This is a genomic window from Pseudomonas sp. BNK-45 (assembly GCF_047456255.1).
Lineage (GTDB): Bacteria > Pseudomonadota > Gammaproteobacteria > Pseudomonadales > Pseudomonadaceae > Aquipseudomonas.
Genome location: NZ_CP179909.1, coordinates 2548224 through 2563470 on the forward strand (window position 1 = coordinate 2548224; position 15247 = coordinate 2563470).

Sequence of the window (15247 nt, forward strand, 5' to 3'; positions counted from 1 at the left end):
TCCTGGCTGGCGTAAACGCAAACATTATTGGCTGACTTGCTGAAGTCGGCCAGGGCTCGATCTTTTATTGTCCGCAGCTTCTTTCCCGGACGGATGCGGCTCGATGTTCTATCTACTGCTGGCAGTTTTTGGCTGCATGACCGGCGTCAGCGCGGTGCTGTTCGGCTTCGGCGGCGGTTTTGTGGTGGTGCCGCTGTTGTACTGGATGCTGCTGAGCAGCCAGGGCGCCGACTCGGCGGCGGGGCACTCGGCCATGCACATCGCTGTGGCCACTTCGACCTGCGTGATGATCGTCAATGCTCTGCTGGCCAGTTGGCGGCATCAGCGGGCCGGCAATCTTGTTCGCCATTACCTGTGGCCTCTGGGGGCCTACATCGCCCTGGGGGCAATGTGCGGAGCGGCCGCGGCGATGTGGGTCAGCGGCGAGGTGATTCGGTATGCCTTCATTGCCTACCTGGGCATCACCATTGCCGACTGCCTGCTGCGGCGCGGCTTTCTTGAGCCGGTGAACCAGGCTCAGGCGCGTCGCCTGGGCACCGGCGAAACCCTATTGGGTGGTGTAGGAATAGGCGTAATCGCGACGTTTCTCGGGGTGGGGGGCAGCGTCATGACAGTACCTCTGTTACGCCGTTGCGGATTGAGCATGACCCAGGCCACCTCCATGGCCAATCCCCTGAGCGTGCCGGTGGCCCTGGCCGGAACCGCTACCTACCTGGCCCTGGCGCGCTTCAGTCCAGCCGATTTCGGGCCCGGGTTCATCGGCTATGTGGACCTGTTGGCGTTTTCGGTATTGTCCCTTGGCTCGTTGCTGGGTATCCGTCTGGCCACGCCCTGGATCGGTCGTATCCCGGATCGGGTGCATGCGCGGGTGTACATCGGCCTGCTGCTGGTGGTGCTGGTCAGCCTGTGCCTGACGTGACAGGGGCATCGCTGCGGGCAGAACTACTGTGCGTGAAGCCCCGGTGCCTCGCGGATCACGAAGTGGTCCAGGTTTTCGATGTTGGCGCTGAAGACCCCGAAGGTCGCTTCGGGGTTTTTCTTGCTCGGCACTTGCTTGAGTGTCGGGGTGACACCGTAGAAGAAACAGTACAACTCGCGCTGGCTGTCGATGGCGCTCTTGATCTCCTCGAGGAAGGCTTTGCGCTTGCGATAGTTGTCGATCAGTTTCTTGCTCAGGTAGACGTTGACCGAGTAGGGCTTCTTCTTCGATTCGCCATCGGCCTTGAACCAGACCTTGTGCTCGAAATCGATGCGAAAGCTCTGGGTGTAGTCCTTGATTTCCTTGATCTTGCCCCAGTAGATCAGCCCCTTGTTGTCCAGCAGGTACTCGATCTTCTTGAAGAACGAGGCGTAGGACGCGGTGTGCTCGCCGATCTTCAGCGGCATGCGCTTGAGCAGTTCCTTGTCGTCGATGTTTGACACGAAACATTCCACCGGGTGGGCGAAGACACAGGTCTTGTCCGGGGTGGTATCGCGCCCGGCGTGGTTGTGTTGCAGGCCGGCTGGCACGGCGGGCGGATTGTCCCGGGGCGTCTCTGCCGCCGCGGTCGGGCTGCTCGGTCGGCGCTTGTACTCGCGGCGGGTCAACAGCAGTTCTGAAGGGAAGTGTTCCTCGCGTTCATCCTCGGCGGCTGCGCCTTCGATGCTGCCGGCACCTTTGCTGAGCCGGTAAGGGCAGCTTTCTATGTGCAGCGTACCGGGCAGGTTCTTGAAGTGCGGGGTGCGAAGGTAATTGACGTTCTTGGCATTGAAGGTGCCCAGCTGATTGGCGGCATCGAAGGCGGCGCGACATTCATCGTTGGGGCACTGGAAGCTTTCCTGGGCGGAATCGAAAGCCACGGTTTCATCGAAATTCAGATCCCGCACGTCATAGATCGACAACTTGTCGTCGAGGCTGATGCAGTAGGCGGTATCGAATTTCATGAGCGCTTTGATCCTTAAGCGGGGGAGGGGTCTTTATAACCACAGCTCCTGCAGCCTGCACGCATTTTAATGGGCCGGCTGCGCAGTCTGTTTCCTCGGCCAATAAAAAAGCCCTGAACAAGTCAGGGCTTCTTATTTGTTGCATTGATCCGCGAATCAATCCCAGCTCAGTGCACCGCCAGTTTGATACTCGATCACGCGGGTCTCGAAGAAGTTCTTCTCTTTCTTCAAGTCCATGATCTCGCTCATCCATGGGAACGGGTTGGTGGTGCCTGGGTACTCTTCCTTCAGGCCGATCTGCGACAGGCGACGGTTGGCGATGAACTTGAGGTAGTCCTCCATCATCGCCGCGTTCATGCCCAGCACGCCGCGCGGCATGGTGTCGCGAGCGTATTCGATTTCCAGTTGGGTGCCCTGGAGGATCATCTGGGTGGCTTCTTCCTTCATCTCGGCATCCCACAGGTGCGGGTTTTCGATCTTGATCTGGTTGATCACGTCGATGCCGAAGTTCAGGTGCATGGATTCGTCGCGCAGGATGTACTGGAACTGCTCGGCAACGCCGGTCATTTTGTTGCGGCGGCCCATGGACAGGATCTGGGTGAAGCCGCAGTAGAAGAAGATGCCTTCCAGAACGCAGTAGTAGGCGATCAGGTTGCGCAGCAGCTCCTTGTCGGTGTCGACGGTGCCGGTTTCGAACTTCGGATCGGAGATCGAACGGGTGTACTTCAGGCCCCAGGCGGCTTTCTTCGCGACCGATGGAATCTCGTGGTACATGTTGAAGATCTCGCCTTCATCCATGGCCAGCGATTCGATGCAGTACTGGTAGGCGTGGGTGTGGATCGCCTCTTCGAATGCCTGGCGCAGGATGTACTGGCGGCATTCCGGGTTGGTGATCAGGCGGTACACGGCCAGTACCAGGTTGTTGGCAACCAGGGAGTCGGCGGTGGAGAAGAAGCCCAGGTTGCGCATGACGATGCGGCGCTCGTCGTCGGTCAGGCCTTCCGGGTTTTTCCACAGGGCGATGTCGGCGGTCATGTTGACCTCTTGCGGCATCCAGTGGTTGGCGCAACCGTCGAGGTACTTCTGCCAGGCCCAGTCGTACTTGAACGGCACCAGCTGGTTGAGGTCGGCGCGGCAGTTGATCATGCGCTTTTCGTCAACCGCGACGCGGGCGGAAGAGCCTTCCAGCTCGGCCAGGCCTTCGGCGATGTCGAGCTGGTCCAGGGACGCCTTGGCCCGGGCAACGGCAGCGGAGTCATTGGCGGTCACGGCGCGGGCTTCCAGAGCTGCGGCACCACCGGCGCTGTCGAGGCGGTCCATGTTGGCTTCAGTGGCGTGGCCGGCGTTGGCGCCTTTGACTGCAACTTCGCCTTCTTCTTTGTCGAATTCGTCCCAGCTCAGCATGACGTGTCGTCTCCTGCTCGAGGGCCAGATGCCCGTGTGAAAACAAAAGGGTTGGCTTTTCACACGGCGCTACTGGCCGCGTTAAATCAATAGAAATCGTTTGTTGCAGCTGTGAACGCAGGCAATAAACAGAAATATGTGTCCGGGTGCCTTGAGGCTGCTGTCGGGCGGAACTGAGGCTTTCGGTTCCGGCGCGTGATTCAGCAGGCCGTTTTCATCCGGTAAGGGAATGTTGCGGGCCCGTTTTGAGGACGCATTATAAGGATATTTTCCGGCTCGTGGGGTGACCGATGGGCGCAGGCGGGCCGAGGAAGGCAGGGGATCCAGAGCAAAGCGCGGGTTTACAAGGCTTTGACCGCGGAAGATTTTTTTTCGGGCTGAAAAAAATCAGCCGGAAATGGCCAAAAAATAGCCAATTTTACTAGATGTTGTGTTTTTGCAAGCCATTTCACTGTTTTGAACACAACTCAAATCCACCTGGATTGGGCCAGGCAAGGGGCTGGGAACCGGCCTCGGCGGTGGCGAAAAGGTTGCGTGCGATTGCCGTGGTCGCACGTTGCGGGGGCGATGCTGTTGGCCGGACCCCGAACGGGGGCGCTGGCGAGGCATCTTTGCCGCAAGAGGGATTTCTTGCGGCCGGCAGTCATCAAGGTCTATGCAATGAACTTGGCTATTAACCGTTAGAGCAACCGTTGCCCATTACGCGGTATTGAAGAATATGCCGTTGACCGTGGGAGTCTTCATATTCCATACGCGCTGGTACAACTTCGCATACTTCTGGAACTTCGCTCATGGAGATAACTTTGGCGATATCCAGATCAGTGGAGTAAGTGTATTCCTCTACCGGTACTTGTTGCTGTGCGACATCAGTCGGGATCTCATCAGCCATCGCGGTAACGCACAGACTACTGAGGGCCAGAACTAATAAAGCTTTCATTTGCGTTTTACCTTTCTAAGGTCGTGTGGGGTCACGCAGCCTTTATGAGGCTGCGTGTGGAGCTTGAGTAAACGTTTGATTAACTGCCTTCGTGGGGGCTGCAACTTGGTTAATCAGATTGCCTGTTTGGCGAGACGGATTTTAGGCCCCGGGTGGCGGGTCATATAGGTGTACTTTTGATAAACACCTTTGACAGTTTTTGTAACAATCGCCGAAAAAGGCCTGTCCGGATGCCTGCTTGAATATTTTTGCCGAGGCTGAATGTCGCTGTAACCAGCGTTCTTGAAGGGGTGCGGCAAATAGCCGGGCATTTCGCAGGGGGTTGTTACTACCATCGTCGAATGGTTCTATAGGCGCCCCCCGGCTACAACGGGGTCATACAAAAACAACTATGTCACCGAGGTAAGAAAGATGAGTGCGGCTTCTCTGTATCCCGTTCGTCCCGAGGTTTTGGCCAATACGCTGACTGACGAGGCGACCTACAAGGCCATGTACCAGCAGTCGGTCGTTAACCCGGACGGTTTCTGGCGTGAACAGGCCAAGCGTCTCGACTGGATCAAGCCTTTTACCACGGTGAAGCAGACTTCCTTCGACGATCACCATGTCGATATCAAGTGGTTTGCCGATGGCACCTTGAACGTCTCCTACAACTGCCTGGATCGTCATCTCGCCGAGCGTGGCGATCAGATCGCGATCATCTGGGAAGGCGATGATCCTTCCGAAAGCCGCAACATCACTTACCGCGAACTGCATGAAGAAGTCTGCAAGTTCGCCAACGCCTTGCGTGGCCAGGACGTGCACCGTGGCGACGTGGTGACTATCTATATGCCAATGATTCCCGAGGCGGTGGTGGCCATGCTGGCCTGTACCCGCATCGGTGCTATCCACTCGGTGGTGTTCGGCGGGTTCTCCCCTGAAGCGTTGGCCGGGCGCATCATCGACTGCCGTTCGAAAGTGGTGATCACCGCCGACGAAGGCATCCGTGCCGGTAAAAAGGTTCCGCTCAAGGCCAATGTCGACGACGCCCTGACCAACCCGGAAACCAGCAGCATCCAGAAGGTCATCGTGTGCAAGCGCACCGGTGGCGACATCAAGTGGAACCAGCATCGCGACATCTGGTACGAAGACCTGATGAAGGTCGCCGGCAGCGTCTGCGCGCCGAAAGAGATGGGCGCCGAAGAAGCGCTGTTCATCCTTTATACCTCCGGCTCCACCGGCAAGCCCAAGGGTGTGCAGCACACCACTGGCGGCTACCTGCTCTATGCATCGCTGACCCATGAGCGGGTGTTCGACTACCGTCCGGGTGAAGTCTACTGGTGCACCGCCGACGTCGGCTGGGTCACCGGCCACACCTATATCGTCTATGGCCCGCTGGCCAATGGCGCCACTACGGTGCTGTTCGAAGGCGTGCCCAACTATCCGGACGTGACCCGGGTGGCGAAGATCGTCGACAAGCACAAGGTCAACATTCTCTACACCGCGCCGACCGCGATCCGCGCCATGATGGCCTCGGGCACGGCTGCCTGCGAAGGCGCCGATGGCAGCAGCCTGCGCCTGCTGGGTTCGGTGGGCGAGCCGATCAACCCGGAAGCCTGGGACTGGTACTACAAGAACGTCGGCCAATCCCGTTGTCCGATCGTCGACACCTGGTGGCAGACCGAAACCGGCGCCACCCTGATGAGCCCGCTGCCGGGGGCGCATGCCCTGAAGCCGGGTTCTGCCGCGCGTCCGTTCTTCGGCGTGGTGCCGGCCCTGGTGGACAACCTGGGCAACATCATCGAAGGCGCCGCCGAAGGCAACCTGGTGATCCTCGATTCGTGGCCAGGTCAGGCGCGCACGCTGTACGGCGACCACGACCGCTTCGTCGATACCTACTTCAAGACGTTCCGTGGCATGTACTTCACCGGTGACGGCGCTCGTCGCGACGAAGACGGCTACTGGTGGATCACCGGCCGGGTGGACGATGTGCTCAACGTTTCCGGGCATCGCATGGGCACCGCCGAGATCGAAAGCGCCATGGTTGCGCACCCGAAAGTCGCCGAAGCGGCGGTGGTGGGCGTGCCTCACGACATCAAGGGCCAGGGTATCTATGTCTACGTGACCCTCAACGGTGGCGAAGAGCCGAGCGAAGCCCTGCGTCTGGAACTGAAGAACTGGGTGCGCAAGGAGATCGGTCCGATCGCCTCGCCGGATGTCATCCAATGGGCGCCGGGACTGCCGAAGACCCGTTCCGGGAAGATCATGCGGCGGATTCTGCGCAAGATCGCGACGGCGGAGTACGACGGTCTGGGAGATATCTCCACCTTGGCCGACCCAAGCGTGGTGCAGCATCTGATCGACACCCACAAGACCATGAACGTCGCCTGAGGCGGGTTCCGAGTCACCCAGCCCCGTCCGGCCTTGCGCCGGGCGGGGCTTTTTTGTGCCGGGGTGATTCCCCGGCAAGCCGCACGCTACAGCCTCCGCGCGCCTGTTATTAGGCTCGCTTGCCGGTGCAGGCGAGCGAATAAATATCGGATTTATCCATGTGCCTGGTGTGAATGTTACCGGTGCCGTCGAAGATGTAACCCGGCGCCCATTTTCGGGGCAATGGGAAACGCCGAGCCCCATTTCAGGGCTGTTTATATCCATATAAAAAATAAGTCATCACGCTGCGCTTGCCGGAATAGAAGGCTTTGCCAATAATAGGCCCGCAATTTGCAGCGTAGATCGGTTCCCTATCATTTGCTCTTGCATAGTTTTGAAGAGCTGTCAATGTGCTCCCCCGGTATTCTCGATGCTTCTGTAATTTGTTGTCGCATTGAGGAAATATCGGCTTCCAGCCTGTCGTTAGAATGCCGGTCACTCGCTCGTCGTTGCCTGTGTGTGAGTCCTCTCCCGGGCTTCTAAGGACGCAGCGCCGTCTTTGCAGTTTTACCCATTCGCATATTGGGCTGTCGCTCACTCTGCCGTTTTCGCCCTTTACCGATGGAGTTCTAAGATGAAGAAACTCGTGCTTCTTGGCGCCCTGGCACTGTCCGTGCTCTCCCTGCCGACTTTCGCCGATGAAAAGCCCCTGAAAATTGGTATCGAAGCGGCCTACCCTCCGTTTGCCTCCAAGGCGCCGGATGGCAGCATCGTCGGTTTCGACTACGACATCGGCAACGCTCTGTGTGAAGAGATGAAGGTCAAGTGCGTGTGGGTCGAGCAAGAGTTCGACGGCCTGATCCCGGCACTGAAAGTGCGCAAGATCGACGCCATCCTCTCGTCGATGTCGATCACCGACGATCGCAAGAAGTCCGTGGACTTCACCAACAAGTACTACAACACCCCGGCACGTCTGGTGATGAAGGCCGGCACCCAGGTCAGCGACGGTCTGAGCGAGCTCAAGGGCAAGAACATCGGCGTGCAGCGTGGTTCGATCCATGAGCGTTTCGCCCGTGAAGTGCTGGCTCCCCTGGGCGCACAGATCAAGCCTTACGGCTCGCAGAACGAAATCTACCTGGATGTGGCCGCCGGTCGTCTCGACGGCACCGTGGCCGACGCTACGCTGTTGAATGACGGCTTCCTGAAAACCGATTCGGGCAAGGGCTTTGCCTTCGTCGGTCCGGCTTTCACTGACGTCAAATACTTCGGCGACGGCGTAGGGATCGCAGTGCGCAAAGGTGACAAGGCCGAACTGGACAAGATCAACGCTGCCATCGCTGCCATTCGCGAGAACGGCAAGTACAAGCAAATCCAGGACAAGTACTTCGACTTCGACATCTACGGCAAGTAAGACCGTCGAAACAGTCAGTCCGAGATGGCGCAAGCAGCAGAATCTCTGAAGTTTGCGCCATTTTTTCATCCCAATTTTCGAGGACCTGAATCATGTTGAAAGGCTACGGGGCTGTCATCCTCGATGGCGCTTGGCTGACGCTTCAGCTCGCCTTGTCGTCCATGGCCCTGGCCATTGTTCTGGGTCTGATCGGGGTCGCGCTGCGCCTCTCGCCGGTGCGCTGGCTGGCCTGGCTTGGCGATCTGTATTCCACGGTGATCCGTGGCATTCCCGATCTGGTGCTGATCCTGCTGATCTTCTACGGCGGCCAGGACTTGCTGAACCGTGTCGCGCCGCTGCTGGGCTACGACGACTACATCGACCTCAATCCGCTGGCGGCCGGTATCGGCACCCTGGGCTTCATCTTCGGTGCCTACCTGTCGGAAACCTTCCGTGGCGCCTTCATGGCGATCCCCAAGGGGCAGGCGGAAGCGGGCATGGCTTACGGCATGAGCAGCTTCCAGGTGTTCTTCCGGGTGATGGTGCCGCAGATGATTCGCCTGGCGATTCCCGGCTTCACCAACAACTGGCTGGTGCTGACCAAGGCCACCGCGCTGATTTCGGTGGTGGGCCTGCAAGACATGATGTTCAAGGCCAAGCAGGCGGCGGATGCCACCCGTGAGCCTTTCACCTTCTTCCTCGCAGTGGCGGCCATGTACCTGGTGATCACCAGCGTCTCGTTGCTGGCATTGCGTCACCTTGAGAAGCGCTACTCGGTAGGCGTAAGGGCGGCTGATCTATGATCTTCGACTACAACGTCATCTATGACGCCTTGCCGCTGTACTTCAGCGGCTTGCTGACCACCTTGAAACTGCTGGCACTGTCGCTGTTCTTCGGCTTGCTGGTGGCTCTGCCCCTGGGGCTGATGCGGGTCTCCAAGCAGCCGCTGGTGAACATGACGGCCTGGCTCTACACCTACGTGATCCGCGGCACGCCGATGCTGGTGCAGCTGTTCCTGATCTACTACGGCCTGGCCCAGTTCGAAGCGGTGCGGGAGAGTTTCCTCTGGCCCTGGCTGTCCAGCGCAACCTTCTGTGCCTGCCTGGCCTTTGCCATCAATACCAGCGCCTACACCGCGGAAATCATCGCCGGCAGCCTGCGGGCCACGCCCAATGGCGAGATCGAGGCAGCCAAGGCCATGGGCATGTCGCGCTACAAGATGTACCGCCGCATTCTCCTGCCGTCGGCCCTGCGCCGGGCGCTGCCGCAGTACAGCAACGAAGTGATCATGATGCTGCAGACCACCAGTCTGGCGTCCATCGTGACCCTGATCGACATCACCGGCGCGGCGCGCACGGTCAACGCCCAGTACTACCTGCCGTTCGAGGCCTACATCACCGCCGGCGTGTTCTACCTGTGCCTGACCTTTATCCTGGTGCGCCTGTTCAAGCTGGCCGAAGGCCGCTGGCTGCGCTACCTGGCACCGCGGAAGCACTGACATGCAGCGTATCGATCATCCATTGCCCTGGAGCCATCTGGGCAGCGAGCGCAGCATTTCGGTGTTCCGTTTCGGTAGCGGCGAGCGCAAGGCCTATATCCAGGCCAGCCTGCATGCTGACGAACTGCCGGGCATGCGTACCGCCTGGGAGCTGAAAAAGCGCCTGGCCGAGCTGGAGGCCCAGGGCGCCCTCAACGGTGTTGTCGAGCTGGTGCCGGTGGCCAATCCGCTGGGTCTGGGACAGTTGCTGCAAGGCAATCACCAGGGCCGTTTCGAGGCCGGCAGTGGCAAGAATTTCAACCGTGATTTCGTCGAGTTGAGCGCGCCCGTGGCCCAGCGCCTGGACGGGCGCCTGGGGGATGATCCGCACGCCAATGTACGCTTGATCCGTCAGGCCATGGCTGAGGTGCTGGCCGAGTTGCCGCCGGCAGCCAGCCAGTTGCAGGGTATGCAGCGGGTGCTGCTGAGCCATGCCTGCAATGCCGATGTGGTGCTGGACCTGCATTGCGATGCCGAGGCCGCGCTGCACATGTATGCCTTGCCGCAGCACTGGCCGCAATGGCGTTCCCTGGCGGCGCACCTGGATGTGAAGGTCGGCCTGCTGGCGGAGGACTCCGGTGGCAGTTCGTTCGACGAAGCCTGCTCGCTGCCGTGGCTGCGCCTGTCGCGGCAGTTCCCTGATGCGCAGATTCCCCTGGCCTGCCTGGCGACCACCCTGGAGCTGGGTGGTCAGGCCGACACCGGGCGCCCCCAGGCCGAAGCTTACGCCGAAGGCATCCTGGCGTTTCTGGCCGAGCAGGGGCTGATTGCTGGTGAGTGGCCGGCACCCGGGCACGACGCCTGCGAGGCCATGCCCTTTGAAGGCACCGAGCTGCTGTATGCGCCGCACCCCGGCGTGGTGAGCTTTCTGCGTCCGGCCGGGAGCTGGGTGGAAGTGGGCGAGCCGATTTTTGAAGTGATTGATCCCCTATCCGATCGGGTCAGTACGGTGTGTGCTGGCACCAGCGGCGTGTTGTTCGCCGTTGAGCGGCTGCGTTATGCCCAACCCGGTTTCTGGCTGGCCAAGGTGGCGGGGCGCGAAGCGCTGCGTCACGGGCGCTTGCTCAACGACTGACTGTTTTTGTGAGAACCGACCGCATGTACAAACTTGAAGTCCAAGACCTGCATAAGCGCTATGGCAGTCACGAAGTGCTCAAGGGCGTGTCCCTGAAGGCCGCGGCTGGCGATGTGATCAGCATCATCGGCTCCAGTGGCTCGGGCAAGAGCACCTTTTTGCGCTGCATCAACCTGTTGGAGCAGCCCCATGCCGGCAAGATCCTGCTGAACAACGAAGAGTTGAAGCTGGTGGCCAACAAGGACGGCGCGCTCAAGGCTGCCGATCCCAAGCAGTTGCAGCGCATGCGCTCGCGCCTGTCGATGGTGTTCCAGCACTTCAACCTGTGGTCGCACATGACCGCGATTGAAAACATCATGGAAGCACCGGTGCACGTGCTGGGGGTGTCCAAGGCCGAGGCTCGCGAGAAGGCCGAGCATTACCTGGCCAAGGTGGGCGTGGCGCACCGCAAGGATGCCTACCCGGGCCACATGTCCGGTGGTGAGCAGCAGCGCGTGGCCATTGCCCGGGCGCTGGCCATGGAGCCGGAAGTCATGCTGTTCGACGAGCCGACCTCGGCCCTGGACCCGGAGCTGGTGGGCGACGTGTTGAAGGTCATGCAGGCCCTGGCCCAGGAAGGCCGCACCATGGTGGTGGTGACGCACGAAATGGGCTTTGCCCGTGAGGTGTCGAACCAGTTGGTGTTCCTGCACAAGGGTGTGGTGGAAGAGAGCGGCAACCCGCGGGAAGTGCTGGTGAACCCGCAATCAGAACGTTTGCAACAATTCCTCTCCGGTAGCCTCAAGTAATCACTGCCGTTATGCACCAAATTAGGTCATGCTGCGCACCGCGCGCCAGATGGTCTAACTTGGTGCTGCCACCCTTGGCTTCTAACACTGTTTTCGTTTCGGATTGCCCGCCATGACTGCCCATCGAATTGGTTTCCTGATTTGGCCCAGCACTAAAGCCTTGACGCTGGCGCTGGCCGAGGAGGCCTTGCGTGTTGCTCAGCGGGTGCATCCGGAGGTGGTTTATGAGTTGGCGTTCCTGCAGGCCGAGGCACCGGCCGAAGGCGCCTGGCAACTGCCGGGCGAGCCTTGGGCGGGCAAGCTTGAGGGCTGCCAGAAGCTGTTCCTGTTGGCAGACGAGCCGCCCGGCCCCATGAGCTCCGGGCTTGGCAGCGCTCTCAAGCAGCTGGTGCGGGCCGGCTGCGTGATTGGCGGGCTGTCGGCCGGGGTGTATCCGCTGGCGCAGTTGGGCCTGCTCGATGGTTATCGGGCGGCGGTGCACTGGCGCTGGCAGGACGATTTTGCCGAACGCTTTCCCAAGGTCATTGCCACCAGTCACCTGTTTGACTGGGACCGTGATCGCCTGACCGCCTGTGGCGGCATGTCGGTGCTGGACCTGTTGCTGGCGGTGCTGGCGCGGGATCATGGCGCCGAGCTGGCGGGTGCGGTTTCGGAAGAGCTGGTGGTGGAGCGCATCCGCGAAGGTGGTGAGCGGCAACGTATTCCGTTGCAGAATCGTCTGGGGTCCAGCCATCCAAAGCTGACCCAGGCGGTGCTGCTGATGGAGGCCAATATCGAGGAGCCGCTGACCACCGACGAGATTGCCCAGCATGTCTGTGTATCCCGTCGGCAATTGGAGCGCATCTTCAAGCAGTACCTGAACCGCGTGCCCAGCCAGTACTACCTGGAGCTGCGCCTGAACAAGGCCCGGCAGATGCTGATGCAGACCAGCAAGTCGATCATTCAGATCGGCCTGTCCTGTGGTTTCTCCTCCGGCCCGCACTTCTCCAGCGCCTACCGCAACTTCTTTGGCGCCACCCCGCGCGAAGATCGCAATCAACGGCGCAGCAGCAGCCCGTTCGAACTCTCCTCCGTACCTTCCGAGCGCGGCTGATCCGCCTTCTGTAGGCGCCGGCTTGCCGGTGCAAGCGTCCTGACGCCCGCTCACCGGGCCTGCGCTGCAGCTAACTACCTGGATAATTACCTTGGGCAAAATGCCCGCTGAATCTGCCGCTAGAGCCCTGCGCAGTTTAAACTGCGCCTTTGCGACGCTATTTGTCGCATTGCCATAAACCCGCGTAAAACCGGGGTTGGCGCTATAAGAAGTTGTCGCTTGGCGACAAGGCCGGGCACAAAACTGTCCTTACAATCCCTCCATCGCTCGCCAGTTCCAGGCGGGTGTTCCTCTTCAGGAGACTCCGATGTCCGTTGAGCAAGCTCCGGTGCAACGCGCCGATTTCGACCAGGTGATGGTTCCCAATTACGCACCTGCGGCTTTCATTCCTGTGCGCGGCTCGGGGTCCCGAGTCTGGGACCAGTCGGGACGGGAGCTGATCGACTTCGCCGGCGGCATTGCGGTCAACGTACTGGGCCACGCCCATCCGGCGCTGGTGGGGGCTCTGACCGAGCAGGCCAACAAGCTGTGGCATGTGTCCAACGTCTTCACCAACGAGCCGGCCCTGCGCCTGGCCCACAAGCTGATCGACGCCACCTTCGCCGAGCGCGCGTTCTTCTGTAACTCCGGTGCAGAAGCCAACGAGGCCGCCTTCAAGCTGGCCCGTCGCGTGGCCCACGATCGTTTCGGTGCCGAGAAGTACGAAATCATCGCCGCGCTGAACAGCTTCCACGGCCGTACCCTGTTCACCGTGAACGTCGGTGGCCAGTCGAAGTACTCCGATGGCTTCGGTCCGAAAATCACCGGCATCACCCACGTGCCGTACAACGACCTGGCTGCCCTGAAGGCCGCGGTTTCCGATAAGACCTGTGCGGTGGTGCTGGAGCCGATCCAGGGCGAAGGCGGCGTATTGCCGGCCGAGCTGGCTTACCTGCAAGGCGCTCGCGAACTGTGCGATCAGCACAACGCGCTGCTGGTGTTCGACGAAGTGCAGACCGGCATGGGCCGTAGCGGCGAGCTGTTTGCCTACCAGTATTACGGCGTGACCCCGGACATCCTCACCAGCGCCAAGAGCCTGGGCGGCGGTTTCCCGATTGCGGCGATGCTGACCACCGAAGCGCTGGCCAAGCACTTGGTGGTCGGTACCCACGGCACCACCTACGGCGGTAACCCGCTGGCTTGTGCGGTGGCCGAGGCGGTGATCGATGTGATCAACACCCCACAAGTGCTCAACGGCGTGAAAGCCAAGCACGACCGCTTCAAGACCCGTCTGCTGCAGATCGGCGAGAAGTATGGCCTGTTCACCGAAGTCCGCGGCCTGGGCCTGTTGCTCGGTTGCGTGCTCAGCGAAGCCTGGAAAGGCAAGGCCAAGGACGTGTTCAACGCCGCCGAAAAAGAAGGCCTGATGATTCTGCAGGCCGGTCCGGACGTGGTGCGTTTCGCCCCGAGCCTGGTGATCGAAGACGCCGATATCGATGAGGGCCTGGACCGCTTCGAGCGTGCCGTGGCGAAACTGACTCAAGCCTGATTCAGGTTGCAGTACTCCTCGGCGCCGGCTGTTGCAGCTGGTGTCGAGCCCAATTCCTGTGCCGGGCTGTCCCGGCATTTTTTTCCCTGCGTCGGACGGTTTCCGACCTGTTTTAGAGTAAGGAGTGACACCATGCTGGTGATGCGCCCCGCGCAAATGGCTGATCTGGGCGAGGTACAGCGTCTGGCTGCAGACAGCCCGATTGGTGTCACCTCCTTGCCGGATGATGTGGATCGCCTGCGCGACAAGATCGCCGCGAGCGAGGCTTCGTTTGCCGCTGAAGTGAGCTTCAACGGCGAGGAAAGCTATTTCTTCGTTCTCGAAGACACCGACAGCGGCAAGCTGGTGGGCTGCTCGGCCATCGTCGCGTCCGCCGGTTATTCCGAGCCGTTCTACAGCTTTCGCAATGAAACCTTTGTTCACGCGTCCCGCGAGCTGAAGATCCACAACAAGATTCATGTCCTGTCCCAGTGTCACGACCTGACCGGCAACAGCCTGTTGACCAGTTTCTATGTGGTGCCGGAGCTGGTGGGTTCGCCCTGGTCGGAGCTCAACTCCCGCGGCCGCCTGCTGTTCGTTGCCAGCCACCCGGAGCGTTTCGCCGACTCGGTGGTGACCGAGATCGTCGGTTACAGCGACGAGCACGGTGATTCGCCGTTCTGGGACGCCATCGGGCGCAACTTCTTCGACCTCAACTACGCCGAGGCCGAGCGCCTGTGCGGCCTCAAGAGCCGGACCTTTCTCGCCGAGCTGATGCCCCATTACCCGATCTACGTGCCGCTGCTGCCGGACGCCGCCCAGGAAGCCATGGGCCAGGTGCATCCGCGGGCGCAGATCACCTTCGACATCCTGATGCGCGAAGGTTTTGAGACCGATCACTACATCGACATCTTCGACGGTGGCCCGACCTTGCATGCACGGGTTTCGGGGATTCGTTCGATTGCCCAGAGCCGCGTGGTGCCGGTGAAGATCGGCGAGGCCCTCAAGGGCGGCGGTCGTCAGTACCTGGTGTCCAACGGCCAACTGCAGGATTACCGCGCGGTGCTGCTGGAGCTGGATTACGCCCCGGGCAAACCGGTGACCCTGGATCTGCAAGCCGCCGAAGCCCTGGGCGTCGGCGAAGGTGCCAGCGTGCGTCTGGTGGCGGTTTAAAGCCTGCTTCCACGACCTGGAAAGCATGCCTGGAAAGCAGCGAGTTTCGCGCAGGCCATCAGCGGCCTGCGTCT

At 60.5% G+C, this 15247-nt stretch carries 13 protein-coding genes; 10 read left to right on the forward strand and 3 right to left on the reverse strand.

The annotated features are described in order from the left end of the window. Window positions 1-103: 103 nt before the first annotated feature. A complete protein-coding gene (locus ACMGG8_RS11980; RefSeq protein WP_414159622.1) occupies window positions 104-919 on the forward strand; it encodes a sulfite exporter TauE/SafE family protein in 816 nt (271 codons plus the stop codon). Between the two features lie 23 nt (window positions 920-942). Here ACMGG8_RS11980 and ACMGG8_RS11985 read toward each other — a convergent pair whose 3' ends face one another. The 3 genes from ACMGG8_RS11985 to ACMGG8_RS11995 all read right to left on the reverse strand — a co-directional run bounded on the left by ACMGG8_RS11985 (window position 943) and on the right by ACMGG8_RS11995 (window position 4264). Then, on the reverse strand, window positions 943-1923 hold the full coding sequence (locus ACMGG8_RS11985) for a hypothetical protein (RefSeq protein WP_414159623.1): 981 nt from the start codon (window positions 1921-1923) through the stop codon (window positions 943-945). Between the two features lie 156 nt (window positions 1924-2079). Further along, the gene (locus tag ACMGG8_RS11990; protein WP_060840605.1) at window positions 2080-3327 is read right to left on the reverse strand and encodes a ribonucleotide-diphosphate reductase subunit beta; all 1248 of its coding nucleotides are present in this window, start codon (window positions 3325-3327) and stop codon (window positions 2080-2082) included. Between the two features lie 673 nt (window positions 3328-4000). Next, window positions 4001-4264: a DUF2790 domain-containing protein gene (locus ACMGG8_RS11995; RefSeq protein WP_016968107.1), complete on the reverse strand. Its 264-nt coding sequence runs from the start codon at window positions 4262-4264 to the stop codon at window positions 4001-4003. Between the two features lie 411 nt (window positions 4265-4675). Here ACMGG8_RS11995 and acs point away from each other — a divergent pair, with 411 nt between their 5' ends. The 9 genes from acs (at window position 4676) to aruF (ending at window position 15173) form a co-directional block, all read left to right on the forward strand. Further along, the gene (gene acs / locus ACMGG8_RS12000; RefSeq protein WP_060840603.1) at window positions 4676-6631 is read left to right on the forward strand and encodes an acetate--CoA ligase; all 1956 of its coding nucleotides are present in this window, start codon (window positions 4676-4678) and stop codon (window positions 6629-6631) included. Window positions 6632-7244: 613 nt separating this feature from the next. After that, window positions 7245-8021: an ABC transporter substrate-binding protein gene (locus ACMGG8_RS12005; protein WP_060840602.1), complete on the forward strand. Its 777-nt coding sequence runs from the start codon at window positions 7245-7247 to the stop codon at window positions 8019-8021. 92 nt (window positions 8022-8113) lie between these two features. Next, window positions 8114-8803 carry an ABC transporter permease gene (locus tag ACMGG8_RS12010; RefSeq protein WP_016968104.1) on the forward strand — a complete coding sequence of 230 codons (690 nt, stop codon included), beginning with the start codon at window positions 8114-8116 and terminating at the stop codon, window positions 8801-8803. Beyond that, the gene (locus tag ACMGG8_RS12015) at window positions 8800-9498 is read left to right on the forward strand and encodes an ABC transporter permease (protein WP_016968103.1); all 699 of its coding nucleotides are present in this window, start codon (window positions 8800-8802) and stop codon (window positions 9496-9498) included. Before ACMGG8_RS12010 ends, ACMGG8_RS12015 begins: the two co-directional genes overlap by 4 nt. Window position 9499: 1 nt before the next feature. Beyond that, window positions 9500-10612, forward strand: a complete 1113-nt coding sequence (locus ACMGG8_RS12020) for a succinylglutamate desuccinylase/aspartoacylase family protein (protein ID WP_414159624.1) — start codon at window positions 9500-9502, stop codon at window positions 10610-10612. 23 nt (window positions 10613-10635) lie between these two features. Beyond that, window positions 10636-11400: an ABC transporter ATP-binding protein gene (locus tag ACMGG8_RS12025; RefSeq protein WP_011062773.1), complete on the forward strand. Its 765-nt coding sequence runs from the start codon at window positions 10636-10638 to the stop codon at window positions 11398-11400. Between the two features lie 112 nt (window positions 11401-11512). Continuing rightward, window positions 11513-12493 (forward strand): transcriptional regulator ArgR, encoded by a 981-nt coding sequence (gene argR / locus ACMGG8_RS12030; RefSeq protein ID WP_060840600.1) that lies wholly within the window; start codon window positions 11513-11515, stop codon window positions 12491-12493. A 307-nt stretch (window positions 12494-12800) separates the two neighbouring features. Further along, window positions 12801-14021: an aspartate aminotransferase family protein gene (locus ACMGG8_RS12035; RefSeq protein WP_060840599.1), complete on the forward strand. Its 1221-nt coding sequence runs from the start codon at window positions 12801-12803 to the stop codon at window positions 14019-14021. Window positions 14022-14153: 132 nt separating this feature from the next. After that, a complete protein-coding gene (gene aruF, locus ACMGG8_RS12040) occupies window positions 14154-15173 on the forward strand; it encodes an arginine/ornithine succinyltransferase subunit alpha (RefSeq protein ID WP_108545375.1) in 1020 nt (339 codons plus the stop codon). Window positions 15174-15247: the final 74 nt, after the last annotated feature.

Coding starts and splice junctions, on each gene's coding strand:
- ACMGG8_RS11980 (WP_414159622.1), top strand. CDS start 104: ATGTTCTATCTACTGCTGGCAGTTTTTGGCTGCATGACCGGCGTCAGC.
- ACMGG8_RS11985 (WP_414159623.1), bottom strand. CDS start 1,923: ATGAAATTCGATACCGCCTACTGCATCAGCCTCGACGACAAGTTGTCG.
- ACMGG8_RS11990 (WP_060840605.1), bottom strand. CDS start 3,327: ATGCTGAGCTGGGACGAATTCGACAAAGAAGAAGGCGAAGTTGCAGTC.
- ACMGG8_RS11995 (WP_016968107.1), bottom strand. CDS start 4,264: ATGAAAGCTTTATTAGTTCTGGCCCTCAGTAGTCTGTGCGTTACCGCG.
- acs (WP_060840603.1), top strand. CDS start 4,676: ATGAGTGCGGCTTCTCTGTATCCCGTTCGTCCCGAGGTTTTGGCCAAT.
- ACMGG8_RS12005 (WP_060840602.1), top strand. CDS start 7,245: ATGAAGAAACTCGTGCTTCTTGGCGCCCTGGCACTGTCCGTGCTCTCC.
- ACMGG8_RS12010 (WP_016968104.1), top strand. CDS start 8,114: ATGTTGAAAGGCTACGGGGCTGTCATCCTCGATGGCGCTTGGCTGACG.
- ACMGG8_RS12015 (WP_016968103.1), top strand. CDS start 8,800: ATGATCTTCGACTACAACGTCATCTATGACGCCTTGCCGCTGTACTTC.
- ACMGG8_RS12020 (WP_414159624.1), top strand. CDS start 9,500: ATGCAGCGTATCGATCATCCATTGCCCTGGAGCCATCTGGGCAGCGAG.
- ACMGG8_RS12025 (WP_011062773.1), top strand. CDS start 10,636: ATGTACAAACTTGAAGTCCAAGACCTGCATAAGCGCTATGGCAGTCAC.
- argR (WP_060840600.1), top strand. CDS start 11,513: ATGACTGCCCATCGAATTGGTTTCCTGATTTGGCCCAGCACTAAAGCC.
- ACMGG8_RS12035 (WP_060840599.1), top strand. CDS start 12,801: ATGTCCGTTGAGCAAGCTCCGGTGCAACGCGCCGATTTCGACCAGGTG.
- aruF (WP_108545375.1), top strand. CDS start 14,154: ATGCTGGTGATGCGCCCCGCGCAAATGGCTGATCTGGGCGAGGTACAG.